Origin of the sequence: Mesorhizobium sp. PAMC28654 (genome assembly GCF_020616515.1) — a bacterium.
Classification (GTDB): domain Bacteria; phylum Pseudomonadota; class Alphaproteobacteria; order Rhizobiales; family Rhizobiaceae; genus Mesorhizobium.
The window spans coordinates 128,882-152,849 of record NZ_CP085135.1; the positions used below are offsets into that span (position 1 = coordinate 128,882).

General features: G+C 62.2%; 23 protein-coding genes. 14 read left to right on the top strand and 9 right to left on the bottom strand.

Features of this window, described 5'->3' with window-relative positions; genetic code table 11:
* The first annotated feature begins 76 nt into the window (after nt 1-76).
* From LGH82_RS00630 to LGH82_RS00655, 6 genes are all read left to right on the top strand, one after another.
* Nucleotides 77-1,651 (top strand): trimethylamine methyltransferase family protein, encoded by a 1,575-nt coding sequence (locus LGH82_RS00630; RefSeq protein WP_227346850.1) that lies wholly within the window; start codon nt 77-79, stop codon nt 1,649-1,651.
* Between the two features lie 92 nt (nt 1,652-1,743).
* Nucleotides 1,744-2,430, top strand: coding sequence for a 4Fe-4S dicluster domain-containing protein (locus LGH82_RS00635; protein ID WP_227346851.1), 687 nt, complete (start codon nt 1,744-1,746; stop codon nt 2,428-2,430).
* A 120-nt stretch (nt 2,431-2,550) separates the two neighbouring features.
* A complete protein-coding gene (locus LGH82_RS00640; RefSeq protein ID WP_227346852.1) occupies nt 2,551-3,228 on the top strand; it encodes a FadR/GntR family transcriptional regulator in 678 nt (225 codons plus the stop codon).
* Nucleotides 3,225-4,532, top strand: a complete 1,308-nt coding sequence (locus tag LGH82_RS00645) for a CynX/NimT family MFS transporter (protein ID WP_227346853.1) — start codon at nt 3,225-3,227, stop codon at nt 4,530-4,532. The genes LGH82_RS00640 and LGH82_RS00645 overlap by 4 nt, the downstream gene beginning before the upstream one ends.
* 493 nt (nt 4,533-5,025) lie before the next feature.
* Nucleotides 5,026-5,763, top strand: coding sequence for a dienelactone hydrolase family protein (locus LGH82_RS00650; RefSeq protein ID WP_227346854.1), 738 nt, complete (start codon nt 5,026-5,028; stop codon nt 5,761-5,763).
* Nucleotides 5,764-5,877: 114 nt separating this feature from the next.
* On the top strand, nt 5,878-7,056 hold the full coding sequence (locus tag LGH82_RS00655; RefSeq protein ID WP_227346855.1) for an NAD(P)/FAD-dependent oxidoreductase: 1,179 nt from the start codon (nt 5,878-5,880) through the stop codon (nt 7,054-7,056).
* Nucleotides 7,057-7,087: 31 nt separating this feature from the next.
* Here LGH82_RS00655 and LGH82_RS00660 read toward each other — a convergent pair whose 3' ends face one another.
* Nucleotides 7,088-7,639 (bottom strand): chromate transporter, encoded by a 552-nt coding sequence (locus tag LGH82_RS00660; protein WP_227346856.1) that lies wholly within the window; start codon nt 7,637-7,639, stop codon nt 7,088-7,090.
* A complete protein-coding gene (locus tag LGH82_RS00665) occupies nt 7,632-8,195 on the bottom strand; it encodes a chromate transporter (RefSeq protein ID WP_227346857.1) in 564 nt (187 codons plus the stop codon). Before LGH82_RS00665 ends, LGH82_RS00660 begins: the two co-directional genes overlap by 8 nt.
* A 416-nt stretch (nt 8,196-8,611) precedes the next feature.
* Between LGH82_RS00665 and LGH82_RS00670 the strand changes: the two genes are divergently transcribed.
* The 5 genes from LGH82_RS00670 (at nt 8,612) to LGH82_RS00690 (ending at nt 13,216) form a co-directional block, all read left to right on the top strand.
* Nucleotides 8,612-9,016, top strand: coding sequence for a hypothetical protein (locus LGH82_RS00670; RefSeq protein WP_227346858.1), 405 nt, complete (start codon nt 8,612-8,614; stop codon nt 9,014-9,016).
* Entirely contained in the window at nt 9,001-9,540 is a 540-nt protein-coding gene (locus LGH82_RS00675) for a hypothetical protein (protein ID WP_227346859.1), read from the top strand. Before LGH82_RS00670 ends, LGH82_RS00675 begins: the two co-directional genes overlap by 16 nt.
* A 90-nt stretch (nt 9,541-9,630) precedes the next feature.
* Entirely contained in the window at nt 9,631-10,191 is a 561-nt protein-coding gene (locus tag LGH82_RS00680) for an RNA polymerase sigma factor (RefSeq protein ID WP_227346860.1), read from the top strand.
* 2 nt (nt 10,192-10,193) lie between these two features.
* Nucleotides 10,194-12,362 (top strand): VWA domain-containing protein, encoded by a 2,169-nt coding sequence (locus tag LGH82_RS00685; protein ID WP_227346861.1) that lies wholly within the window; start codon nt 10,194-10,196, stop codon nt 12,360-12,362.
* A gap of 158 nt (nt 12,363-12,520) precedes the next feature.
* The gene (locus tag LGH82_RS00690) at nt 12,521-13,216 is read left to right on the top strand and encodes a glutamine amidotransferase-related protein (protein WP_227346862.1); all 696 of its coding nucleotides are present in this window, start codon (nt 12,521-12,523) and stop codon (nt 13,214-13,216) included.
* Nucleotides 13,217-13,228: 12 nt separating this feature from the next.
* Here the strand turns inward: LGH82_RS00690 and LGH82_RS00695 are convergent.
* A protein-coding gene (locus LGH82_RS00695) for an IS630 family transposase (RefSeq protein ID WP_227343924.1) occupies nt 13,229-14,178 on the bottom strand; the annotation gives its coding sequence in 2 pieces (ribosomal slippage) (nt 13,229-13,836 and nt 13,836-14,178; 951 coding nt in all).
* Nucleotides 14,179-14,407: 229 nt separating this feature from the next.
* Here LGH82_RS00695 and LGH82_RS00700 point away from each other — a divergent pair.
* On the top strand, nt 14,408-14,668 hold the full coding sequence (locus tag LGH82_RS00700; RefSeq protein ID WP_227346863.1) for a hypothetical protein: 261 nt from the start codon (nt 14,408-14,410) through the stop codon (nt 14,666-14,668).
* Between the two features lie 15 nt (nt 14,669-14,683).
* Here LGH82_RS00700 and bmt read toward each other — a convergent pair whose 3' ends face one another.
* The 3 genes from bmt to LGH82_RS00715 all read right to left on the bottom strand — a co-directional run bounded on the left by bmt (nt 14,684) and on the right by LGH82_RS00715 (nt 17,350).
* Complete coding sequence (bmt, locus tag LGH82_RS00705; protein ID WP_227346864.1) at nt 14,684-15,706, bottom strand: betaine--homocysteine S-methyltransferase; 1,023 nt, start codon at nt 15,704-15,706, stop codon at nt 14,684-14,686.
* Nucleotides 15,707-15,809: 103 nt separating this feature from the next.
* Nucleotides 15,810-16,412: a DUF1989 domain-containing protein gene (locus LGH82_RS00710; RefSeq protein WP_227346865.1), complete on the bottom strand. Its 603-nt coding sequence runs from the start codon at nt 16,410-16,412 to the stop codon at nt 15,810-15,812.
* A gap of 80 nt (nt 16,413-16,492) precedes the next feature.
* Nucleotides 16,493-17,350: a helix-turn-helix domain-containing protein gene (locus LGH82_RS00715; RefSeq protein ID WP_227346866.1), complete on the bottom strand. Its 858-nt coding sequence runs from the start codon at nt 17,348-17,350 to the stop codon at nt 16,493-16,495.
* A 230-nt stretch (nt 17,351-17,580) separates the two neighbouring features.
* Between LGH82_RS00715 and LGH82_RS00720 the strand changes: the two genes are divergently transcribed.
* Both LGH82_RS00720 and LGH82_RS00725 read left to right on the top strand, forming a co-directional pair.
* Complete coding sequence (locus tag LGH82_RS00720) at nt 17,581-18,591, top strand: fatty acid desaturase (protein WP_227346867.1); 1,011 nt, start codon at nt 17,581-17,583, stop codon at nt 18,589-18,591.
* An 88-nt stretch (nt 18,592-18,679) separates the two neighbouring features.
* On the top strand, nt 18,680-19,507 hold the full coding sequence (locus LGH82_RS00725) for a phosphate/phosphite/phosphonate ABC transporter substrate-binding protein (RefSeq protein ID WP_227346868.1): 828 nt from the start codon (nt 18,680-18,682) through the stop codon (nt 19,505-19,507).
* Here LGH82_RS00725 and LGH82_RS00730 read toward each other — a convergent pair.
* From LGH82_RS00730 to LGH82_RS00740, 3 genes are read right to left on the bottom strand one after another with little or no spacing between them, the layout of a single operon-like run.
* Complete coding sequence (locus LGH82_RS00730; protein WP_227346869.1) at nt 19,472-20,827, bottom strand: M24 family metallopeptidase; 1,356 nt, start codon at nt 20,825-20,827, stop codon at nt 19,472-19,474. The genes LGH82_RS00725 and LGH82_RS00730 overlap by 36 nt on opposite strands.
* A gap of 9 nt (nt 20,828-20,836) precedes the next feature.
* Complete coding sequence (locus LGH82_RS00735; protein ID WP_227346870.1) at nt 20,837-23,407, bottom strand: GcvT family protein; 2,571 nt, start codon at nt 23,405-23,407, stop codon at nt 20,837-20,839.
* A complete protein-coding gene (locus LGH82_RS00740) occupies nt 23,404-23,889 on the bottom strand; it encodes an endonuclease domain-containing protein (protein ID WP_227346871.1) in 486 nt (161 codons plus the stop codon). The genes LGH82_RS00735 and LGH82_RS00740 overlap by 4 nt, the downstream gene beginning before the upstream one ends.
* Nucleotides 23,890-23,968: the final 79 nt, after the last annotated feature.

Genomic DNA, 23,968 nt, shown 5'->3' on the forward strand with positions numbered 1-23,968 from the left:
AAGCCGTGATATGCGGCCGTAACGGATTTCAGGCCAGATGGATTTCAGGCCGGAACAGATTCAGGGAAGAGCGAACATGAGCGATCACGCGGCAGTCGATCAGGAAGCGTCAAACGCGCGGCGCGGACGCGCCGCCAGCGGTGGCGCGGCTGCGCGGCGCGCGGCGCGCTCGGGCGGCGGTCCCGGCACTCAGCTCACCTACATCAAGCGCAAGATCAACGTCTATGAGGTGCTGGACGAGGAAGGCCTGGCGCTGATCGAGAAGAACACCGACACGGTGCTTGAAGAGATCGGCATCATCTTCCGCGACGACGCCGAAGCGCTGCAACTGTGGAAAGAGGCTGGCGCCGACGTCAAGGGCGAGCGCGTGCACTTCCCGAAGGGCCTCTGCCGCTCGCTGCTGAAGACGGCGCCACCCGTCTACACCCAGCATGCCCGCAATCCCGAGCGTTCGGTGCAGATCGGCGGCAATGCCACGGTCTTCGCTCCCGTCTACGGCCCTCCCTTTGTGCGCGACCTCGACGGCAATCGCCGCTACGCGACGATCGAGGATTTCCATAATTTCGTGAAGCTCGCCTATATGGCGCCGTCGATCCACCATTCGGGCGGCACCGTGTGCGAGCCGGTCGATGTGCCGGTCAACAAGCGCCATCTCGATATGATCTACGCGCACATCAAGTATTCGGACAAACCGTTCATGGGCTCGGTCACCGCGCCGGAGCGCGCCGAGGACACGGTCGCCATGGCCAAGATCGTGTTCGGTGATGACTTCGTCGAGAACAACACGGTGCTGACCAGCCTGATCAACGCCAACTCGCCGATGGTGTTCGACGAGACGATGCTCGGCGCGCTGAAAGTCTATGCGCGCCACAACCAGGCCTGCATCGTCACGCCGTTCATCCTGGCCGGCGCCATGAGCCCGGTGACGGTCGCCGGCACGCTGACGCAGGTCCTGGCCGAAGTGCTGGCCGGTGCATCATTCACGCAGCTGATCCGGCCGGGTGCGCCGGTGCTGTTCGGCACCTTTGCCTCGTCGATCTCGATGCAGTCGGGCGCGCCGACGTTCGGCACACCGGAGCCGTCGCTGGTTTCCTATGGCGCGGCACAGCTTGCCCGCCGTCTCGGCCTGCCGTTCCGTACCGGTGGCTCGCTGTGTGCATCGAAGGTTCCGGATGCGCAGGCAGCCTATGAAAGCGCCAACACGCTGAACTCGACCATCCTTGCCGGCACCAACTTCGTGCTGCATTCGGCTGGCTGGCTCGAAGGCGGGCTGGCGTCCTGCTATGAAAAATTCATGATGGACATCGACCAGCTCGGCATGCAGCAGAAATTCTGCGAAGGCGTCGACCTGTCGGAAAACGGCCAGGCCATGGATGCCATCCGCCAGGTCGGCCCGGGCAGTCACTATCTTGGTTGCGACCACACGCAGGCCAATTTCCAGACCGCCTTCTACCGCTCCAACATCGCCGACAACAATTCCTATGAGCAGTGGCTGGCCGAGGGCGAGAAGACCGCGCCGCAGCGCGCCAACGACCTTGCCCGCCGCTGGCTGGAAAGCTACGAGGCGCCGTATCTCGATCCGAGCATCGACGAAGCCTTGAAGGACTTCATCGCCAAGAAGAAGGGGTCGATGCCCGACGCCTTCACTTGAAAGGAGCCCGAATCAGGCGGGGCTAAAGTCGCCAATATCATCCACAAGGAAGTCTGGCGGAGTGCCTTCTCCGATCCGGTCAAGAAGGAATGATGTCCGGCAGCGTTGAAGCCATCGCTGCGGCGCTTTCGGCAAGCGGTCTCATCCTTCGCGGCGGCTTCAATTTCACGGCAGCCGATGCGCCGCCGATTGGTCGGTCGGGCGCTTTGGCCAAATCTGTCCTGCTGGTGGGGCAGGCGGGATCGGCCCCCTGGCCGCATTTCCTGCACTGGCGGGAAAAGCAATCACGGGCGATTACCGATCCACTCGATACGTGGTCGCGGCAGGTTATCGGCGCTGCGGCCGATATTTTTGGCGCGCGTGCGGTGTCTCCGTCCGACAAGCCGTATCTGCCGTTCCAGCAATGGGCGATGCGGGCGGAGGGTCTGAAGCCCTCGCCATTGGGCATCCTCATGCATCCGCAATACGGGCTCTGGCATGCCTATCGTGGCGCGCTGTTGTTCGAGGACGAGATTCATCTCGAGGCGCCTCAGGCAGCGATTCACCTGTGCGATGCATGTGTCGGAAAACCCTGCATGAAAGCCTGTCCGGTGGACGCCTATTCGGAAGGTGGATTCGCCTATCAGTCCTGTCTTGCGCATGTGCGTGGGCTCAAGGGCGAACCGTGCCGCAGTGACGGCTGCCTTGATCGCAACGCCTGTCCTTACGGCGCCGCCTATCGCTATCCGGCGGAGGTGCAGGCCTTTCATATGGCAAGTTTTGCTCCGATGGTCGGCTGATCGATCTCCTTTCTGCCGGTACGGCTTGCCCGAGCGTCTACCGTATTCCCGACTGACACTTGACGGCAGACACAAACGATCCGATTCATCAAGTCATCAGATGACTTGATGAATAGGCCGATGCAGCCCGCCACCAGAACCAACCTTACCGACAGCGCCGCCGAAAGCCTGCGTGCCGAAATCATCGGCGGGCGCTGGGGCGTGGGCGAGCGCATTCCCAATGAGGCAGGGCTTGCCGATCTTCTGTCGGTCAGCCGCGGCACGGTGCGTGAAGCGGTGCGGGTCCTGGTCTCGCAAGGATTTCTGGATACGCGCCAGGGCTCGGGCACCTACGTGCGCTCCGCCGTCGATTCATCGGCCGCGCTCGACCGCGTCAAGCGCACTGGCCTTCGCGATCAATGGGAGGCGCGGGCAGCGCTGGACCTGGAGGCCGCGCGGCTCGCCGCCTTGCGTCATACGCCTGTCGATCTCGAGCGGATGCGGCAACTGCTGGCCGCGCGCGGCTCCGTCGCGGATGGCGGAAGCGAAGCCTTCATCCGTCGCGACATCGCTTTCCACAAGTCGGTGGTCGCGGCGTCCGGCAACAAGGCGATGATGGAACTCTACGACTTCTTCACCGCCGCGATCACCGAAACCATCCATGCCACCCTTGATGGCAGTTTACCCGAACCGGATCAGCAGGCGCACGCCGCGATCGTCGACGCCATCGCCTCGGGCGATCCAGATCGCGCCACCGACGCCGTCCGCGCTTTCATGGCTCCGGTGCTTGCCCAACTTGAAAGACTGCTTTTCCCATGAACCCGACATTTCACCAGTCCATCCCAAAGGCGTCATCCGAGGCCGTCACCGGTCTGGAACTCATAGACGCGGAAGCCGACAGCCTGCCCGCGCCGCGGCCACCTGAATTGCGTAGCCGTGCCGCGCGCATCGTTCTTGGTGCCGGCCTTGTGTTGATCGCCTTCAATTTGCGGTCGCTGTTTTCCAGCCTGTCGGTACTGCTGCCCGAGGTGATGCAGGCAACCGGGCTTTCAGCGGCGGGCGCCAGCCTGCTGACGACCCTGCCGGTCTTGTGCCTTGGCCTGTTTGCGCCCTTTGCGCCAAGGCTTGCCCAGCGTTTTGGCGCCGAACGCACCTTGCTTGGGGCACTCGTGCTGCTGGCGCTGGGAACCGGGCTGCGCTGGTTCGAATCGGTTCCGCTGCTGTTTGCCGCCACCTTTCTTGCCGGCGCCGCGATTGCCATCGGCAATGTGCTGCTGCCGGGCCTGGTGAAGCGCGATTTCGCAGACAAGGTCGCTTTGATGACCGGGCTGTACACGATGGCCTTGTGCGCCGGTTCCGCCGCTGCCGCCGGTCTCACGCTGCCAATCGAACACCTGATCACGGGTTCATGGTCGGGGGCGCTCGCCGCCTGGGCGGTGCCCGTACTGGTCGTGCTGTTGATCTGGATCCCGCAGGCGCTGGGCAGCCGGCAGCTGGTGAGCCATCGCGGCTTCCGCGTCGTCGGCCTTTGGCGCGATCGCCTTGCCTGGCAGGTGACGCTGTTCATGGGGCTGCAATCAGCGCTTGCCTATTGCATTTTCGGTTGGCTGGCGCCGATCCTGCGCGAACGCGGTTTTGACGCGGCCACCGCCGGCGTCCTCGTTTCGGTCTCGGTGATGACCCAGGTCGTCACTTGCCTTGCGGTGCCGTCCTTCGCGGTGCGGCTGAAGGACCAGCGCGTTATCAATGTGGCGCTTGTCGTCGTGGCGGTAATCGCGCTGCTCGGCATTCTTTTCGCACCGACGTCGACCGTGCTTTTCTGGGCGGTCCTGCAAGGTATCGGGCAGGGCGGACTGATCGCGGCCGCGATGACCCTGATCGTGCTGCGTTCGCCGGATTCGCATGTCGCGGCACATCTGTCGGGCATGGCACAAGGCGTGGGCTATGTGCTTGCTGCATTCGGCCCGCTGCTCGTCGGTCTGATCCGGGGCTGGACCGGCAGCTTTTCGGGGACGGCCTTCCTGTTTGTCGCGCTCGGGCTTGGCGTGGCCGTCATGGGGTTTGGCGCCGGCCGTGCATTGCATGTCGGCGCACGGGCCGTACCCGCCGACGGCCAGGGCTGAGCTGGCTGGATTGGTCTTCAGGGTTTTCTGCCGAAAGCCAGTCCCGCCGCGTGAAAGAGACCCATCAGCAGGACCCCGATGGCACCAAAGACCAGCGAGACGATGGGATACTGTCCGAAGTTGGTCCCGTACGCCAAGAGGGTTGCTACGATAAAGCTTGCCCAGCCAACTATCAGATTGGGCACAGCAGAGTTGCCGAATAAGCACGGGTAGGATCCCCTGGTTATCCCGCTCACGAAATGTGGGACACCATTGACACCAAAAACGCCTGTGAAAAAGGCAAGGATTGCCGCTAGCCACATATGAGTTCCGTCCCCAGATCGAGGCACGCTGTTCCCTACGGACCGCCCGGTTCTCGAGCCGCTCCAGAAATTGTGCGCGAGGCCAACGTAGAGCAACCCCGATACGCATTTGTGAACGCGGCGGATCCACATCGCCTTGCCCAACTGGCTGGCGCGGATATGTATCGCACGACAAGTCAACGGAGCGGATTATGGCCAAGCAGGATATTCAGATCAAAACCAGGGATGGCGTGGCCAAGGCGGGGCTCTTCCGCCCTGCGTCCGCATCGTCGACCAAAGCCGGAATCATTCTCTACATGGACGCCTTTGGTCCGCGATCTGCGCTTGATGCCATGGCGGAACGGTTGGCAGGCGACGGCTATGCGGTGCTGGTTCCCGATCTTTTCTATCGATTTGGCGCCTATGGTCCGTTCGACGCCAAGACGGCATTCGCCGAGGAAAAGAGCAAGGCGGCGCTCATGGCCATGGTTGGCGGCACGACGCAGGAGATGACCATCAGCGACAGCGGCGCTTTCCTTGAGGCGCTGGCCGCTGAAGGTGTTATCGGACCGATCGGCACGGTCGGCTATTGCATGGGCGGCGCACGGGCGCTGAACGCCGCCGCTGCATATCCCGACAGGATAAAGGCGGCCGCCAGTTTCCATGGCGGCAATCTAGCCAGCGACGCCGCCGACAGCCCACACCACAAGGCAGCCGCCATCAAGGCGCGGGTCTATGTCGGCATGGCGGGTGTCGACAGAAGCTTTCCGCCCGAACAATCGGCGCGGCTGGCAGAGGCGCTGCGGGTAGCGGAAGTCGATCATGTCATCGAGAACTATGTCGGCATGGCGCATGGCTGGTGCGTGTCCGATCACGGTGTGTTCGATGCGGTGGGCGCCGAGCGCCATTGGAAACGGCTGGGCGTGCTCTTCGCCGAAACCCTGATCTGACCGTCCTCACCTGACGCTCTTGCCTGTTGGCTGCCCCGCACGTTCGGGGTATCAGGCTGCGAAAGCCGCGCGTCGTCTTAGGGCGACGCAGGCCGAGCGGGAACGAACAGCTGAATGCAATCCTATGATGTGGTGATCATCGGCGCCGGCGCCGCTGGAATGATGTGCGCCGTGGAGGCCGCCAAGCGCGGCCGCTCGGTGCTCATCCTCGATCATGCGGCGATGCCCGGCGAAAAGATCCGCATCTCTGGTGGTGGCCGCTGCAACTTCACCAATATCCATGCGAGCCCAAAGAACTTTCTTTCGGGGAATCCGCATTTCTGCATCTCGGCGCTCAGCCGCTACACGCAACGCGATTTCATCGCGCTCGTCCAACGTCACCGCATCGCCTATCACGAGAAGACGCTGGGACAGCTGTTCTGCGATGGCTCGGCACGCCAGGTCATCGACATGCTGGTCGGCGAAATGCAGGACAGGGGCGTGCAACTGTCATTGTCGACCAGCGTCGAGAACATCAGCAAGACCGAGGATGGGTTCGTCGTGACGCTGTCGACCGGCACGGTCACCTGCCAATCCATGGTCGTGGCTTGCGGCGGCAAGTCCATTCCCAAGATGGGAGCCACGAGCTTCGGCTATGAGATCGCTGATCGGTTTGGCCTGGCCATCATCGAAACACGCCCGGCGCTGGTGCCGCTGACCTTCGACGCAAAGACACTCGAGCGACTTGCGCCCTTGGCCGGCAATGCCGTCGACGCCGAAGTTTCTTGCGGCAAGACGCGGTTTTCCGAAGCCATGCTGTTTACGCATCGCGGCGTCAGCGGGCCCTCGATCCTGCAGATATCGTCCTATTGGCGCGAGGGCGACGAGATCCGCATCGCCATGCTGCCGGGGACGGACGTGGCCGAGCTGCTTGGCGCCGCCAGGCGCATCAACGGACGGCAAGCGGTTCAGACGGTGCTGGCAAACCACTTGCCGAAGCGTCTTGCGCAGGCTGTGGCCGAGCGCACCGGAATCAATGGCAATCTCGCTGATATGACCGACCTACAGATGAAATCCGTCGAAGCCGCGGTCAACGACTGGCGCATCAAGCCTGCCGGATCGGAAGGCTATCGCACCGCCGAAGTGACGCTTGGCGGGGTCGACACGAGCGCGCTCGACCAGAGGACGATGCAGGCGAAATCCGTGCCGGGCCTGTTTTTCATAGGCGAAGTCGTTGACGTCACTGGCTGGCTCGGTGGTTATAATTTCCAGTGGGCGTGGTCGTCCGGCTGGGTGGCTGGACAAGCGGTCTAGACGGCACCTGCGGCAGCCATGGTCCGATTGCCTAGACAAGGCCCGTCGCATGGAGCCCGATAAAAATAGCCACACCCGCGCCGATCAAAAGAAGCGGGTTCACCCTGGTCAGAAGAAGCGTTCCTGTTGATGCAAATGCCACGGTGCGTGCGAACCAGCCGCCGTCTATGGCCTGCAGCAATACATAGGTCGACGCGAGGATCATGCCCGCGGCGACGGGCCGGAGTCCTGCCTCCAGCGCCCGCTTCCAGCGCGTACCGCCGTCGCGGGACCACAGATGAGCGACGGCGTAGATAAGAAAGGTCGTCGGGCCAAAAATGGCCAGGGTTGAAACGACGGCGCCCCAAAACCCGGCGACCTGCCAGCCAATCAACGTAACCAGCAGGGATCCCGGCCCCGGGGCCATCCGCGATATGGCGAATGCCTCGACAAATTGCGACTGGCTCATCCATTGATGGACGTCGACAACCTGCCGATTGATATCGGCAATGGCGCTCTGTCCGCCGCCGATGGTGACGAGGGAGAGCGGAGCAAACACCGCCAGCAAGCTCAGCACCAGCGAGGTGTGCGGGCTCTCACTCATCAACTTGTCCCTTGGCGTAGGCATTGGCCACGCCCAAAGATCCGACGGCCAGAACGACCCAGAAAAGCGGCCAGTGCAGGATTGCGACGGCGATGAATGTGCCGGCCATGATCATGATGGGAATAGCGTTTCGAGGCACCGCTCGCGCCGCCGTGATGCCCATGGATAGCGACAGGCCGACAGCGGCCGCCGCGGCTCCGGTCAACACCACATGCGTCAGCGGATAGCGCGACAAGGAGGCGAATACCGCTCCCAACAGAACTATGACGATGGCGGGCGGGACGATGATGCCGACAAAGCCAATCAAGGCGCCACGCCAGCCAAGAAACCTGTAGCCGATCCAGACGGCCATGTTCTTGACGTTCACACCAGGCAGCGCCTGGGAAATGGAAAGGCCGTTGAGGAATTCCTCCTGCGTCATCCATTTGCGGTTTTGAACAAATTCCCGCAGCAGCCAGCCACTCAATCCACCGCCGAAACTCGTCAGGGCGATGCGTGTGAAAACCCAGAACAGCTGCGAGCCGCTAGGGGCGGATGGTGTTTTCGGTGTCGACATATTCAACGTTCTGGCTGCGGCCATCTCTTCGTTGGAGCATGATCCCCGGACAAGCGAAAACCGTTTCTCCCAGAAAACCGGTTCCGACTTTCGGGATCGTGCCCTAGCAAGAGAACCAGAGACCCGAGTCGAGCCGGAATTGCCAGCGCCATGCTCGACGGCAACAGGTCACTCTTTCTGGCGCCCGCCGTGAAGGCCTCTCGTTTTTCGACATCCCGCTCGAAGGGCGTGGCCGTTCGAGTGGGTGGCGGGGCAGTCAACCTATTGCGTCCGCATGCTGCGGCGGACAACATTCCCTTCCAGGAAGACGCCGGCCCGCGCTGTATCCGGAACGACGCCTTGCTGTGCGGCCAGGCGACACAGTCTCGAAACACACCTCCTGAATATCGGCGACGTCGATACAATCAGGAGGCGAGATGCGGTTTTTCACTATTGGCAGGGCTTTGGCCTTTGCACTGTTGACGGGTTGCCTGGCGACGCCAGCCATTGCCGGGCAAAAGCAATGTTCCTGCCAGGATTTGCAGAGCATTCAAGAGGAACTGAAGAATGCGGAATATGAAGCTCAGTTCTTTTCGGATATGGCAAAAAAGTTGAAGGCAGTGGAGGATCCGCTGATCGAGGCGCACAAGAACCCGATCGATCCTGATTCGGACGTCAATATCGGCCATCGCTCGTCCTTGAAACGCACCGAAATCATGAGCATCGCGAGCGCTGTTCGAGAGAAACGGCATCCGTCTATTGGGACAGGCTGCCAAGCCTTATCGCCGCCGAGGAGGCGGAACGCTACGCAGAGCAGGCCAAGGCCATGCGGGCAGTGCTGAAGCGTGTCGTCGATGAGGGCACCATGACTGTCGAGGCGAAGATGGAACCCCGCTTTACCGGTCCGCAATTCGATGTCACCTATTCCTATGTCACGCCGTCGGTGAAGATGGAGGGCAAGAGCTCGCCGGGATCCGACAGCTGGACGTTGAACGGAAAAGGCAAGCGGTCCGGCAAGATCAAGAACATGAAAGTCGGTGGCATGACCTGCAAGTCGAGCGGCCAGCTGAACGACGACATCGACATGGTTCTGGACACGGACGGTTTCGCCATGAGCCTCAGAAACAGGTCCACGGGCAAGCCCGGCGATGTCAAGGTTCGATGCACGGGCGGGTACGGCATGTCGATGCGTCCGAAGGGTGAGGTCGGCAGCGGCGACGTCTTTGCCGAGGAACGCCTGGCCAACGATGCTGATGTGTCGCAGGACGTCAGAACCATGCCATTCGCCAAGATTGTCGCTCAGGGCGGCATGTCTCTCAGTGGCAAGAACACGGTCACGGTGCGTCTTGTCTGTCCAGGCCAATGAGGCCCCATCGGCCGCTATCGCGGATCAATTCGAACTTTTTCTTCCCATCACCCCAAGGAATCGCCACTAGCCTTCGTCCAAGAGACAATGATGGCGATGATGCTGGATGAAAACGAAGCCTCCGACGCCGAACTGATCGGGCGGGCGAAGGGCGGAGACAGGGGGGCGTTCGGCACATTGCTGGAGCGCCACTATGACTTCGTCTATCGAGCCGCCTATCGCTGGTGCGGAAGGAAGGCCGACGCCGAGGATATCGCCCAGGATGTCTGCGTCCGGCTTGGCCGTGCGATCCGCGACTATCATGGTGGCGGCGCGTTCACGACATGGCTCTACGCCATGACGCTGAACGCCGTGCGCGACATGATGCGCAAGACTGCCCGCGAGGCGGTCAAGACCGAGGCCTACGGCGCCCACGCCCTGATCTCGGGCGAAGCTTCGGTCGAGGTGGAAGATCCGGCCGAGGCGCTTTGGGCGGCGGTGCGAATGCTGCCCGACAAGCAGCGCGATGCGGTGCTGCTCGTCTATGGCGAAGGGCTCAGTCACGCGGCTGCGGCCGAGGTGATGGCGATCTCGGAGACGACGGTTTCCTGGCACATCCATGAAGCGAAGAAACGGTTGAAGACGCTGATGCGTTCAGCCGGGGAAGTGTGACCATGGTCGACGACAACGAACTTAGGAAGCTGCGCGACATCGCGGCACCGGCGCCGGGCGAGGACGCGAAGGCACGCGCCTTCGAGGCCGCCATGCGCGCTTATGACCTGGTCGAAAAAGATTCGCCCGCCACCCAAGGATCGGCCGCGGGGCTTCGTCTCACAGAGCGAGCACAAAAGCTCTGGAGCGAAATCATGCAAAAGAAATTGATTGCCACGCCGGCCATTGCCGGGCTGGTCGCCTTGCCGATCGCCGGATACGCCACTTTTCAACTGCTGAGGGAACAGCCGCCGATATTGGGCGGCGGCCAGACGATCACGGAAACGCTGGCTGACAAGCCTGCAACGATGACGCCGCTGGCCAAGCCGGCGACGCAGACCCTGGCGGCCAACGAGCCGCTTGCGCCGAACGCCCCGGCAAAGGACAAGAAAGCGGATGCGGAAAGCCGCGATGCATCCGAGGCGCCGGTGGCGCCGGCCGCGCGGCCGAAGTCCGAAGCGCCCGTTGCTGTTGGTGCAGCGCAGGAATCGGCGCCGAGCGTTCCCAACCAGGATGCCGCCAGCGCTGGAGCGGCAACGTTGAATATTGCGCCCCTTGCGCCGCCGCCTGTTGGTGAGTTTGCGCTGGATGGCGCCAAAAGCGCGCCCAGCTCGTCGCGGGTTGCCCGCATGTCCGCCGAGTCCAAGCTGATGGTGCGGCAGCCCGCGCCAGTTCCTTCCGATCAACTGTCGGTGCAGGAGGAAAACCGCAATCGCGTCGAGGATTTCAAGACCAATCCGGTGCATGCGGCGCTCGAGGATCCGGTCTCGACCTTCTCGATCGATGTCGACACCGCCTCTTATGCCTTCGTGCGACGCTCGCTGAAGGAAGGGTCCGTGCCACAGGCCGATACGGTCCGCGTCGAGGAGATGATCAATTACTTCCCCTATGACTGGAAGGGGCCGGATTCCGCTTCGACGCCGTTCAACTCGACCGTCAGCGTCATGCCGACGCCGTGGAACAACCAAACCAAGCTGATGCATGTCGCCATCAAGGGCTTTGACATCAAGCCCGCCGAGCAGCCCAAGGCCAATCTGGTCTTTCTGATCGACGTTTCGGGCTCGATGGATGAACCGGACAAGCTGCCGCTGCTGCAGTCGGCGTTCCGGCTGCTGGTCAACAGGCTGCAGCCCGATGATACCGTCTCGATCGTCACTTATGCCGGAGAGGCCGGTACGGTGCTGATGCCAACCAAGGTTTCCGAGAAGGACAAGATCCTGGCGGCGATCGGCAACCTGCAGCCGGGCGGATCGACGGCGGGCGAAGCCGGCATCAGGCAAGCCTACAAGCTTGCCCAGCAATCCTTCATCAAGGATGGCGTCAATCGCGTGATGCTGGCCACCGACGGTGACTTCAATGTCGGCCAGTCGGATGATGACGATCTGAAACGGTTGATCGAAAAGGAGCGCCAGACCGGTGTGTTCCTGTCGGTGTTCGGCTTCGGCCACGACAATCTGAACGACCAGATGATGCAGACCATCGCCCAAAACGGCAATGGCACCGCCGCCTATATCGACACGTTGGCCGAGGCCGAGAAGGTGCTGGTCGAGGATGCGTCCTCGACGCTGTTTCCGATCGCCAAGGATGTGAAGATCCAGGTCGAGTTCAATCCGCAAAAGGTCGGGGAATACCGGCTGATCGGCTACGAGACCCGCGCCTTGAACCGCGAGGATTTCAACAACGACCGCGTCGATGCCGGCGACATCGGTTCCGGTCATTCGGTCACCGCCATCTACGAGATTACGCCCAAGGGCAGCGGGGGCGAGCAGGTAGACCCGCTGCGCTATGGCCAGGCCTCGGTGGACAATGGCGGCGTGGCCAATGCCGACGAATATGCCTTCGTCAAGATCCGCTACAAGCTGCCGAACGAAGACGTCTCGAAGCTGATCACCACGCCGGTGACATCAGCCAACGAGGTATCGTCCTTCGATCAGGCGAGTGCCGATCAGCGTTTCTCGGTTGCCGTCGCGGCGTTCGGCCAAAAACTTCGCGACGAGGATGCGACGGCGAAGTTCGGCTACGACAAGATCATGCAGATCGCCGATGCCGCCCGGGGCGCCGACCCGTTCGGATACAGGTCCGAGTTCCTGTCGCTGGTGCGGCTGGCCTCGGCGCTGGGCGACGGCAAGTAGTGGTGACGGTGGTCGGTTTCTTTCAGGCGGGATCGTTCTGACAGGGGAGGCCGTCCTGCGGGCGGATGAGGCAGGCCGGCGAGGGATCTTTTCCTTGCCGGCCTTTTTTCGTTGCGCTGCGATCTTACGCCAACCATTCTGGCGGAAAAGGCAGAGCCATGAAGAAACGTATTGTTCTGGTGCGGCACAGCGACGAGCCTGCTGACGACCGTGTGTTTACCTATCTCCGGCAAAACGGCTATGAGCCGGTCTTGCGTCGAGCCTATGCCGGAGAGGCGCTGGATGCTGATGACGATGTCGCGGGCGGCGTCGTCTATGGCGGCATGTACAATGTCTACGACACGTCGCTGCATCCTTTTTTGCTGGATGAGTACCGATTTATCGACTTCTGCATGAATGCCGACATCCCGTTGCTCGGCATCTGCCAGGGTGCGCAGCAGATCGCCTGGCATCGCGGTGCGCATGTCGGTCCGCCGGCGAGCGGCATGCATGAATTTGGCTATTATCCGCTTTATCCGAGCGTGGGGGCGGAAGATTTCCTGTCCGCGCCGATCCATGTGACGCAGTCACACTGGCATGGCTTCGAATTGCCGGAAGGCGCCCAGCACCTTGCCTCGAGCGACCTGTTTCCCAATCAGGCTTTCCGCATCGGCGACAAGGTCTACGGCCTGCAGTTCCACGCGGAAGCCACGCCGAACGGTTTCAGGCGCGTGCAGACCCGTCCTGGCGCGAACTATGACAAGCCTGGCGCACAGACGCGCGAGGAGCAGGACCGTCTCATGAACCTGCATGATGCCGGGCAAGCCGCCTGGTTCGATGGGTTCCTGCGGAAGCTTTTCCCGCCTTTGATCTAGAGCAGAATCTGATCATTCCGGCTCATATCCTGTTGCGGCGAAGTAGTTGGCGCACTCGGTTGGTGTGAAGCAAGGCAGTGCGGCGCTGATGGTATCCCACAATTCCGCGACGGTTCGTGCGGCGGCTTTGCGTAGAATCGATTTCAGCTTGGAAAAGGCGTTCTCGATCGGGTTGAAGTCGGGGGAATAGGGCGGGAGGAACATCATCCTTGCGCCGGTTGCTTCGATCGCCACACGGGCGGCTGCGCTTTTGTGCGCCGGCAGGTTGTCGAGGATCACGACATCGTCGGGCCGCAGCGTCGGCACGAGAACCTGCTCGACATAGGCGACAAACCATTCGCCAGTCATCGGGCCGTCCAGGACCATTGGCGCGGTCATGCCAGTGAGGCGCAGGGCGCCGGTGAACGTCGTCGTCTTCCAATGGCCATGCGGGATTGGCGATCGGCACCGCATCCCGCGCTTCGTGCGCCCCCGCAGTCGAGCCATCTTTGTCGAGGCTCCGGTCTCGTCGATGAAGACCAGATGCTCGGGATCAAGATCGGGCTGGGCGTCGAACCAGGCGTTTCGTCGCGCCGCCACGTCTGGCCGCTCCTGCTCGCTGGCGTGCGCCGTTTTTTTTTGAAGGTCATGGAGTGACGATCGAGAAACCGCCAGATCGTGCTCGTCGCAAACGACGCGCCATGCTCCTGTCGCAGCAACTCGGCGAGTTCGACCAGCGTGATGTCCACCCGCCTCTCGATCGCCGCCAGGATGATGTCGCGATACGCTTCAACGCGGTGGGACCGCCTGTCGCCGCCCTGCGGCTTTGCGCAGGTGGCTCCGGTCTCGCGCCATTCCCGGACCCAACGCACCGAGCTTGCCGCCGCCACGCCAAATCGCGCCGCTGCCGCCCGTCGCGACAGGCCGCCATCAACCGCTGCGACCACCCGAGCCCGCAAATCTTCCGATAAGGATTTCGCCATGCCATGCCGGCCTCCGAATCCAGCAGATATGCTGAATCAGATTTCCAATCCCAACGAAACCCCTATCGATTCTATCCGCTCGGATTTTGCTCTAGCTGCCTCCAGCAAAGGCCATAGCCAAGTTTAGACCTGTGTGCAGGGATCGTTAAATTGCGAGACATTTCCGGTACTGGATCGCAACTCCCACTTGTTACACCGGTTGTACCTACGGGGCTTGAGGGAGCCGGACTTGCAGATCAGAACTATCGCCAACTCGCCACCGCCGGCCCGGGACGCTTCGGCGATTCCATCAGCTGAATCCAGACGCATCAGTGACGACGTCCAGCAGGCGCGTCACACCGCGATGTCAGCGCTGACCAACGACCGCTTCCGCATCATGCTGGAACAGATAACCGATCCGGTTTCATCCGGCGCGCTGATGACGATGCGCGGCGACAACGTCGTCGATTTCAGGTCGGCGCAGTCAAGCTACGCTGACAATGGCGGATAGTCAAAAAGCGATCGCTTAGGCGCGGCTGCGGCGACGCTCGCGGCGGGCTTCGCTGGTCTCGGCGGTGTTTTCGGTCGCCACCTTGTTGCGCATCGGGCCGATGCGCTCGACGATCGCGGCAACAGTCGGACGATCCGCCTTCTGATGCGCGTCAAGCGCCTTGCGCATGGCGGCAAGGTGCTGGAACGAGGTGCCGCAGCAGCCGCCGACGATTTTCGCGCCGGCATCGACCGCGAGCCGCACATAATCAGCCATCAGTTCCGGCGTGCCGGAATAATGGATTTCGGTGCCGCGAAATTCCGGGATGCCGCAATTGCCCTTGACGATCACCGTCGCCTCCGGCTTCGCCTCGGTCATGTCGAGCAGCGAGGCAAGGATGTCGGACGCGCCAACGCCGCAATTGGCGCCGACGCCTAGCGGGGCCTCTGACAGGCCATCAACGACGCCGTGGATATCCCTGGGCAGCAGGCCCATCATGGTGCGGCCGGCGGTGTCGAAAGAACCCGTATAGGTATAGGGCAGGCCGACGCGAATGGCGGCTTCGGCCGCGGCGCGGATTTCGTCCGGCGCCGACATTGTTTCGATCCAGGCGACTTCGGCGCCACCTTCCTTGAGGCCCTCGATCTGCTCGGCGAAGGCCTCGACCGCCTCGTCATAGGTCATGGCGCCGAGCGGAACCAGAAGTTCGCCCGTCGGGCCGACCGAGCCGGCGACGATCACCTTGCGGCCGGCCTTGTCGGCGACAGCGCGGGCGATCTCGGCAGCGCGCTTGTTCAGGGCATGCACGCGGTCCTGCGCATGGTGCAGTTTCAGCCGATGGCGCGTGCCGCCGAAGGAGTTGGTCAGGATGATGTCGGCGCCGGCATCGACGAAATTCTGGTGCAGGCTGGTGATGGTGTCGGGCGCCGTCTCGTTCAGCAGTTCGGGTGCCTCGCCGGCTTCCAGCCCCATGGCGAACAGGTTTGTGCCTGTGGCGCCATCGGCCAGCAGCACGCCCTTTTCAGCCAGCAGCGCGTCAATGGGGTTGGTCGTCGTCATCGAATTGGCTTTCATGTTTGCAAGTTAGATAAGGATATAAGGAAGTCTTTATGTGCAGTCAACGAAATTGCGGCCTTTCAAGTGTGGGCGCGACCGCCGTTCCTCACGATCCGGACGTGATCTCGACCTCGATCTCGGTGCAGACTCCGCCATTGGTCGGATAGTAATCGACCGAGCAGGCGGTAACCACCAACAGCAGGTCCTGTTCGGCGCGCAACGTCACATAGCCGCCGGGCGGATTGATCGACGCCTCGACCACCAGCCTGCCGTCCGGCTGCGGCAGGGAGTTCTGGAAGAGATCGACCGGATCCGGGGCAAAGGGAAGCGATATGCCCTCGGCGGCAAGCCCCTGCATTAGATTGTCCCGGCAATTCGGGTGGTTGGGAAAGCCGGCCCGTTCGTAGAGCGCGCTGTCGCAAGCGGGGTAAAGCATGTCATGCGGGCCGGGCGAGGCATCCTCGACCAGTGTCAGCATAGGCTTGGCGGCGGCGCTGTAGAAATGGTCGCCGATCCCCGGAAAGAGGCGCTCGGTGATGTCGCGGGTCTGCGACGTGCTCAGCCAATCGAGCGTCGGTTCGGTGGTGAATGCCCAGAGGTCTGACACCTGCTGTCCCTTGGGATCAGTGATGCGAACGAGATCTCCGCGCGAGACGCGGAAGGACCGGCCCGACTGTGGAGGGACGACGATACGGCGTGAATCTGGCATGGGCTGTCCTTGGTGAATGGAAATGAATCGGCTCTCGACCATCTCGGGCCAAGCAATCGAATGAGCACGGCCGCCGGCGATCAGACAGAGCCTGATGGGAACGACATGCCGGCCAGGTTGCGCGCGAAGGCGGCGGCCTCATGCGGGTTGACGTCGGCGACGCGGATCAGATTGTCGAAATGGCGAGTCAGTGCCTGGATCGGCTGGGTGGCGTTCAGCACCACATACATGTCGCCGACATAGATGGCGGCCCGATAAGGGCCGAAGATGGTGAGCGGTATCGAATAGCGCATGCGGCCGTCATAGAGAAACAGACGGAAGGTCGGGTAGAGGTCGTCGAGCAGCGTCGCCATATGGGTGAGTTGTTGCTGGCGATCGGTCGCCGGAAAATGGTCCCAGACGCCCAGGCCGCGCGCGAATATCTCCAGCGTGTGGCGCGGCATGCAGACTTCCATGTCGGTTTCCGGGCGCCGGTTGTATTCGATGCGGTATTGGGTCTCGATGGCCTGTGCCTGGCGGCTCCTGTTGGTGATGTTGGCTTCGTAGTCGACGAGCGCGTGCGTCCGCAGAAGATCGGGAATGCCGGCCGGTACATAGCGGATCTTGGTGCCGGCGGCTTCAGCGAACCATTTGGCCAGCAGCGTGCGGTCGAAGCCATCCGGCGCTTCCTCGATCTCCAGGCTCTCGCGGATTTCACCGGTCAGGCCTTCGTCCTGGCTGAGGCCAAGCAGCCAGTCCAGCGACACCTTGAATTCGGCGGCGATGTTGAGCAGCGTTTCGGCTCGCGGCAGGCGTGTCGAGGCGCCGGACAGGAGTTGCGACAGGGCCGACCGATCGATGCCGACAGCAGTGGCGAATGCCGACTGGTTGAGGTCGGACCGTGTCAGGAGCAGCTTCAGACGCTCCCGAAAGATTGCTGACAGATCCCGTTTGTCCATCGCCGTTCTCCGCGAATCCTGAGGAAAAATTTGCGCCAGAGCCAGCCGAAACAGCGGTTCAGGCGTAAATGAATCCCTAAGGCTGTTTACAATGTATAACATGTGCGGTCAAAAATGCGCAATCGCAACATTTTGTACACTTTGTCTCGTTGAGTGGAATCACTTCTCCTGACACAATGCTGTCAGGAACCAACAGGGGTTCCGGCGACTGAGGGACAGTGGTCGATAGCATGACAGGCAAGAGCATCAAGCGACGCAACACACCAGCCATCGAATGGCCGACCGTGGTACTGGCTTTATTCTGTTACGGAACATGGCTTGCCACCGGCTTCCTGCTCTGGCCTTCCTATCCCATCCTGGCTCTCGTCATCCTCGGCTTCACCCTGGCATTGCAGTCATCGATCATGCACGAAGTGCTGCATGGCCATCCGACACGCAGCGCGTTGGTCAACGAAGCTTTCGTCTTTCTGCCTATAGGTTTCGTCTGGCCGTTCCGCCGCTTCAAGACGTTGCACTTGCGCCACCACGCCGACGAGCGGCTGACCGATCCGCTCGATGATCCGGAAAGCTACTACCAGGCGCTCTGGATGCACGAAGACCTGCCGCCAACGATGAAATTCCTGCTGAAGATCAACAATACCATGGCCGGCCGTTTCTTCCTCGGCCCCTGGCTGTCCTGCATCGGTTTCTTCATCGACGACGCCAAGCATGTGATTGCCGGCGACAAGGCGATCCGCAAGGCCTGGCTGCTGCATGCGATCGGCCTCGCGGTCGTTGTCCCGATCGTGCAGTTCGGCTTCGGTATCCCGCTGTGGCTCTACATTTTGGTACCGGTGTGGCTCGGCCAGTCGCTGATTGCGATCCGCACCTTTGCCGAGCATCAATGGTCCGAGCATCCGGAAGGCCGCACGGTCATTGTCGAGCGTTCGCCGCTGTCGTTCCTGTTCCTCAATAACAATCTGCATTTCGTCCACCACAAGACCCCGACCGTGGCGTGGTACAGGCTGCCGAAGCTGTTCCGCGACCGCCGCGAGGAATGGTTGCGGATGAACAATGGCTATGCCTATCCGAACTATTTCGCGTTGATCAAATCCTATGCCTTCAAGGCAAAAGAGCCGCTGGTCCATCCGGTGCTGCGGCGTGCGCCGGAGCCAGGCAGGGCATTCAAGCCGCGCATCAGGGCGCGCAACGTCAATGGTCTCGGTACAGCGCCGGTTCCCGCCGAGCCGCCCAAGGAATAAGCTTTTGCGGCAGGCAGGCCTGGCCTGCTAGGCTGGCTTCGGTCGGTCACTCCCTTCAACCTTTCCACGCAGCGGTCTGGTATTTGGCATGAGCGAATTTGTTGCGGCGTTGCCGATGTATGACTGGCCTGAGGTGCACGACGAAGTCGACGCCCAATGGGTGCGGCTGCGCGACGCCTTCAGGCAACGAGGCATCAACGCGCCGGAAATCATTGTGCGGCGCAATGGCGACCTGCCACCGGTGCCCGGTGGCATCCACGATACCAATGGCAAGCTGATCGCACCCGATCCGGCGACATTGCCGCCCGACGAACTCGATTATCACAAGCTTTGGCTGCACCCGGCGCTGTTGTTCGCGCAGACCTGCTGGGGGCCGATGGAACTCGGCCTGTCGAGCCATGTGCGGGTGGTCGGTCAGCCAAGCTACGACGCCTATGAGGGCGGGCAGGGCGAGCTCTATTCCAGCGCGCTGGTGATGCGGACGGGCGAGGGGCCGGAGGCTCGATCGCCTGCCGACGGCAAGGCCTTCCTCCCACTTGATCTGATCCGCGGCAAGCGCTTCACCTTCAACAGCCTCGATTCCATGTCGGGCACCATTGGCCTGACGCGCGACCTTGAGGCGCAAGGCGAAAGCCTGGACATCTTTGCGTCACGCAGCGAAAGCGGAGGCCATCGCGGCTCGATCGTCGCAGTCGCCGAGGGCAAGACGGATATCGCTGCGATCGATTGCGAAAGCTGGGCGTTGGCGCGGCGTTTCGAGCCGGCGGCGCGGAAGGTTGCGATCGTCGGCTGGACGGCACGGCGCAAGGGCCTGCCGTTCATCACCGCCAGGGCGACGCCGGAAAATACGGTCAGGGCAATGCGCGAAGCACTTGCCGGACTAGCCGAGCAGCCTCGCATCCAACGGGTAGGTTGAAAGCTGCTCGTTGCCGGTCTGGGTGATCAGGATCTGCTCCTCGATCTTGACGCCCTCGCGGCCACCGAGCCTGCCGATATAGCTTTCCACGCACAGCACCATGCCCGGTTCGATTACCCCGTCCGGCGTGTCTGATGTCCAGTCGCTGGCATGGGGCAGGGTCGGGTACTCGTCTGCCAGCCCAACGCCGTGATAGAGCACGCCGTAGCGGGTCGGGAAACAATCTCCAGGTGGCACCGCCGAGCGTTCGACAAGGTCGCGGAACGAGATGCCGGCCTGCATCAATTCTGTATTGTGGATGATCTGGTCGGCTGCGATTCGGAACAGGTCACGCTGTTCATTAGTCGGCTTTGTATCGCCGCATAGCCAGGTACGCGACAGGTCGGCGCAGAAGCCGTAGGGGCCGATCAGGTCGGTGTCGAAGGCGACGAGATCGCCGGCTTCGATGATACGCGACGAGCATTCCTGGAACCATGGATTGGTGCGCGGCCCCGACGCCAGCAGCCGCGTCTCGATCCATTCGCCGCCGCGCGCGATGTTGCCGCGATGCAGTTCCGCCCACAATTCGTTCTCGGAAATGCCGGGCTTCAGGGCCTGCTCCATCTCGCCCATCGCCGCCTCGCAGGCGACGATCGCGCGGCGCATGGCGAGGATCTCGTCGGGTGATTTGATCAGCCGCGCCGTCTCCATCACCGCTTCGCCATTGCCGATCGAAATACCGAGACGGGCGAGTTCCTCGACGCCTTCCGGATTGATGTGGTCGACGGCGATGCGGCTGTTGCCGCCGCCATGTTCCCTGACCAGATCGGCGATGCCGGCGGCCCAGCGGCGGACTTTCTGCTCGGTCAGTTCGCCGCCATAGAGGTACATCCACGATACCGCCGGGCGCACCTCGTCGACGACGCCGGAATGATCGGACAGGTGTTCGCAGGAAAAATAGTCGAACAGAACCACCGGGCCTTCGGTGGCGACGAAACAATGCCGAGTCGGGTTGTGCGCCACCCACAGCTGCATGTTGGTGCTGTCGGTGGCGTAGCGGATGTTGACGGGGTCGTAGAGCAGGGCGCCGGCATAGCCGCGGCGCTTCAACTCGGCGCGGATGCGGTCAAGCCGGTATTGGCGCATTTCGGCCAAGTCGGGGGCGGCAATGCCCGCCGCCGCCCATTCAGCTTCCGCCTGGGCGCCATAGCCCAGCACATGCTGGTTGAGTGACGCCGCCTTTTGACGGGAGGCGTCGCGCAGGGCCTCGATCGAGCCGGGCTCGAACGGCATGATCTTGCGATGGCGACCAAAGCCCGCCTTCAGCCCCGCGCTGTCCATGGAGGAACCTCAGGTCCGCATCTTCTCGCCGCTTGGATCGAAGGGCGCCTCGACATTGATGCGGGCTGGACGGCGATGTCCGAGGATCTCGATCTCGAACAGTCCGGCGCTCTCGTCCTCGGCCAGTGCCGCCGGCACGTAACCCTGCGCCATCGACTTCCGCACATAGTGAGCGTAACCGCCGGAGGTTACCCAGCCGACCACGCGCCAGTCACCGTCAACGATGCCGCGCACGGCTGAAGCGCCTTCGGCAGCCTTGGAGCCGCGTATTTCCTTGCCGGCCTTGTCGAAGCGCGGCGCGCCGTAGCCATGCGGCTTTTCCACCGTGCCATAGTCCTTGCTGACCTTGGCCCAGATAGGCTCGTCGCCCATGACGTCGGCACCGTCCGCATCGACGATGAAGGAGACGCGGCGCAGCTTTGGCCCTTCGGCCTGTTCCTTGGCGGCTGCTTCGCGGCCGATGAAATCGTTCTTCTCCAACTTGATGAAACGGTCCATCGCGCCTTCAAACGGCCCGTAGATCGGCCGCAACTCGCGGAACCAGGTCGGGAAGTTCTTTTCCAGGCGCATCGACAGCAGCGCGCGCATGCCGAAATCGACCAGGCCGAATTCCTCGCCGGCGTCCTTGATCGCCTTGTAGACGAGGCGCTGGTAGGCAGGCGCCATCCAGATCTCGTAGCCGAGGTCGCCGGTATAGGTGATGCGGTTGACCAAGCAGGGCGCGCCGCCGACCGCCATTTCGCGGAAATCCATGAAGCGGAACGCCTTGGTCGAGATGTCGACATCGACCAGCTTCTGCAAGAGGTCACGCGATTTCGGACCGGCGATCGAGAGACCGACCAGGGTCTGATCGAAGCGGTGGATGCGCACCGAACCGTCCTTAGGCAGGTGCTTCTCGAACCAGCGCATGTGGTATTTCTGCGCGGCGGAAGAGCCCCAGATCATGAAGCGATCTTCGGCGGCCTTGGCGATGGTGAAGTCGCCGATCAGCTTGCCGAATTCGTTGAGCATCGGCGTCAGCACGATGCGGCCGGTCTTCGGCATGCGGTTCGTCATCAGCCGATTGAGGAAATCCTCCGCTGCTGGTCCCGACACTTCGTACTTGGCGAAGTTGGCGATTTCGGTCACGCCGACGCGCTCGCGCGTGGCACGCACTTCCTCGCCGATCGGGCCAAAGTCGTTGGAGCGATGGAAGGAGACGATGTCCTTCGGCTCCTTGCCCTTCGGCGCGAACCAGAGCGGGGTTTCAAGACCCCACGAGTCGCCCATGACGGCGTTGTTGGCCAGCATCGTGTCGTAGAGCGGCGTCGTCTGCGCAGGACGCGCGGCCGGCAGTTCCTCATTGGGGAAGCGGATCGAGAAGCGACGCGAATAGTTCTCGCGCACCTTGGCATTGGTGTAGCGCAGGCCGGCCCATTCACCGAAGCGGGTGACATCCATGCCCCAGACGTCGAAGCCCGGATCGCCATGAACCATCCAGTTGGACAGCGCCAGGCCAACGCCGCCGCCCTGGCTGAAGCCGGCCATGACGGCGCAGGCGCACCAGAAATTGGTCAGGCCCTGCACCGGGCCGACCAGCGGATTGCCGTCGAGTGCGAAGGTGAAGGGGCCGTTGATGATCTGCTTGATGCCGGCCTTCTCGATGCCGGGGAAATGCTTGAAGCCGATTTCCAGCGACGGCGCGATGCGGTCGAGATCCGGCGGCAGCAACTCATGGCCGAAATCCCACGGCGTGTTGACCGGCGACCAAGGCTTGCAGGCCTTTTCGTAGGTGCCGAGCAGGATGCCGTTGCGCTCCTGTCGGGTGTAGATCTCGCCCTTGAAATCGAGCACGCCGATCATCTCGCGGCCGGTCGACTTGTTGAATTCCTCGACCTCCGGCATCGGCTCTGTGAGCAGATACATGTGCTCCATGGCCAGCACCGGCAGTTCGACACCGACCATGCGGCCGATCTCGCGCGCCCACAGACCACCGCAGTTGACGACATGCTCGGCTTTCACCGTGCCTTGTTCGGTGACAACGTTCCAGGTGCCGTCGACTTCCTGCGTCAGTTCGACGACGCGGTTGCGCAGCACGATCTCGGCGCCGAGCTTTTTCGCCGCCTTGGAATAGGCGATCGTGGTGCCAGACGGATCGAGGTGGCCTTCGACCGGATCCCACATGGCGCCGACAAAATTGGTCTCGTCCATCAGCGGGAACATCGCCTTGGCTTCGGATGGCGTGATCAGCTCGGTGTCCATGCCGAGATAGCGGCCCTTGGCGTGGGCGAGGCGCAGGAAGTCCATGCGCTCCGGCGTATCGGCCATCATCACGCCGCCGGTCAGGTGCAGCGAGCAGGACTGGCCGGAAATCTCCTCGATCTCCTTGTAGAGTTGCACCGTGTAGGCTTGCAGCTTGGCGACGTTGGGATCGCCGTTCAGCGTGTGGAAGCCGCCCGCCGCATGCCAAGACGAGCCGGAGGTGAGCTCGGAGCGCTCGATCAGCATGATATCGGTCCAGCCGGCCTTGGCCAGATGGTAGAGAACCGAGCAGCCGACGACGCCGCCGCCAATGACAACCGCTTTTACGTGGGATTTCATGAAGATAGGTCCGTTTTTGAAGGGATTGAATCGAGAGAGGGCGGTGTGAAAACAAAGCGAAGGTCGGATACAGCGATGTTTTCGGTCAGCCTGCCATCAAGCGCGGCAAGGATGGTTTCACAGACGGGAGTGCGATGTTTCAGGACGTCGTGGCTCCAAACACGCAGGATCGAATAGCCCTGGGCGCGCATGAAATCGTCGCGGCGGCGGTCATAGGAACTGCCGGCGTGTTGTGAGCCGTCGACTTCAACGATGAGCCATTTTTCGTGGCAGGCGAAGTCAGCAAAAAAGGGGCCGATGGAGAATTGGCGGGTGAATCGATAGCCGCCAAGTTTGCGCGCCTTTAGTTCAAGCCAAAGCAATGCTTCTGCCTGGTTGACTCCCTGCCTGAGAGTTCGGGCTCGCTGGGTTGTGCCTATTTTGCGGCGGCTGCGCGTTTCATGACCGGCTTCCCCCACTCCGTCGCCGCTTTGCGGCGCCACCTCTCCCCCCTCCGGAGGGAGAGGAAAGGTGCCAGCCTGCATAAGCTCGCGCCCTTCCTCTCCCCCGTCGATCGGGGGA

What these genes read in the sequence shown, in the direction of transcription:
- LGH82_RS00630 (WP_227346850.1), top strand. Translation starts at nt 77, where the DNA reads ATGAGCGATCACGCGGCAGTCGATCAGGAAGCGTCAAACGCGCGGCGC.
- LGH82_RS00635 (WP_227346851.1), top strand. Translation starts at nt 1,744, where the DNA reads ATGTCCGGCAGCGTTGAAGCCATCGCTGCGGCGCTTTCGGCAAGCGGT.
- LGH82_RS00640 (WP_227346852.1), top strand. Translation starts at nt 2,551, where the DNA reads ATGCAGCCCGCCACCAGAACCAACCTTACCGACAGCGCCGCCGAAAGC.
- LGH82_RS00645 (WP_227346853.1), top strand. Translation starts at nt 3,225, where the DNA reads ATGAACCCGACATTTCACCAGTCCATCCCAAAGGCGTCATCCGAGGCC.
- LGH82_RS00650 (WP_227346854.1), top strand. Translation starts at nt 5,026, where the DNA reads ATGGCCAAGCAGGATATTCAGATCAAAACCAGGGATGGCGTGGCCAAG.
- LGH82_RS00655 (WP_227346855.1), top strand. Translation starts at nt 5,878, where the DNA reads ATGCAATCCTATGATGTGGTGATCATCGGCGCCGGCGCCGCTGGAATG.
- LGH82_RS00660 (WP_227346856.1), bottom strand. Translation starts at nt 7,639, where the DNA reads ATGAGTGAGAGCCCGCACACCTCGCTGGTGCTGAGCTTGCTGGCGGTG.
- LGH82_RS00665 (WP_227346857.1), bottom strand. Translation starts at nt 8,195, where the DNA reads ATGTCGACACCGAAAACACCATCCGCCCCTAGCGGCTCGCAGCTGTTC.
- LGH82_RS00670 (WP_227346858.1), top strand. Translation starts at nt 8,612, where the DNA reads ATGCGGTTTTTCACTATTGGCAGGGCTTTGGCCTTTGCACTGTTGACG.
- LGH82_RS00675 (WP_227346859.1), top strand. Translation starts at nt 9,001, where the DNA reads ATGCGGGCAGTGCTGAAGCGTGTCGTCGATGAGGGCACCATGACTGTC.
- LGH82_RS00680 (WP_227346860.1), top strand. Translation starts at nt 9,631, where the DNA reads ATGGCGATGATGCTGGATGAAAACGAAGCCTCCGACGCCGAACTGATC.
- LGH82_RS00685 (WP_227346861.1), top strand. Translation starts at nt 10,194, where the DNA reads ATGGTCGACGACAACGAACTTAGGAAGCTGCGCGACATCGCGGCACCG.
- LGH82_RS00690 (WP_227346862.1), top strand. Translation starts at nt 12,521, where the DNA reads ATGAAGAAACGTATTGTTCTGGTGCGGCACAGCGACGAGCCTGCTGAC.
- bmt (WP_227346864.1), bottom strand. Translation starts at nt 15,706, where the DNA reads ATGACGACGACCAACCCCATTGACGCGCTGCTGGCTGAAAAGGGCGTG.
- LGH82_RS00710 (WP_227346865.1), bottom strand. Translation starts at nt 16,412, where the DNA reads ATGCCAGATTCACGCCGTATCGTCGTCCCTCCACAGTCGGGCCGGTCC.
- LGH82_RS00715 (WP_227346866.1), bottom strand. Translation starts at nt 17,350, where the DNA reads ATGGACAAACGGGATCTGTCAGCAATCTTTCGGGAGCGTCTGAAGCTG.
- LGH82_RS00720 (WP_227346867.1), top strand. Translation starts at nt 17,581, where the DNA reads ATGACAGGCAAGAGCATCAAGCGACGCAACACACCAGCCATCGAATGG.
- LGH82_RS00725 (WP_227346868.1), top strand. Translation starts at nt 18,680, where the DNA reads ATGAGCGAATTTGTTGCGGCGTTGCCGATGTATGACTGGCCTGAGGTG.
- LGH82_RS00730 (WP_227346869.1), bottom strand. Translation starts at nt 20,827, where the DNA reads ATGGACAGCGCGGGGCTGAAGGCGGGCTTTGGTCGCCATCGCAAGATC.
- LGH82_RS00735 (WP_227346870.1), bottom strand. Translation starts at nt 23,407, where the DNA reads ATGAAATCCCACGTAAAAGCGGTTGTCATTGGCGGCGGCGTCGTCGGC.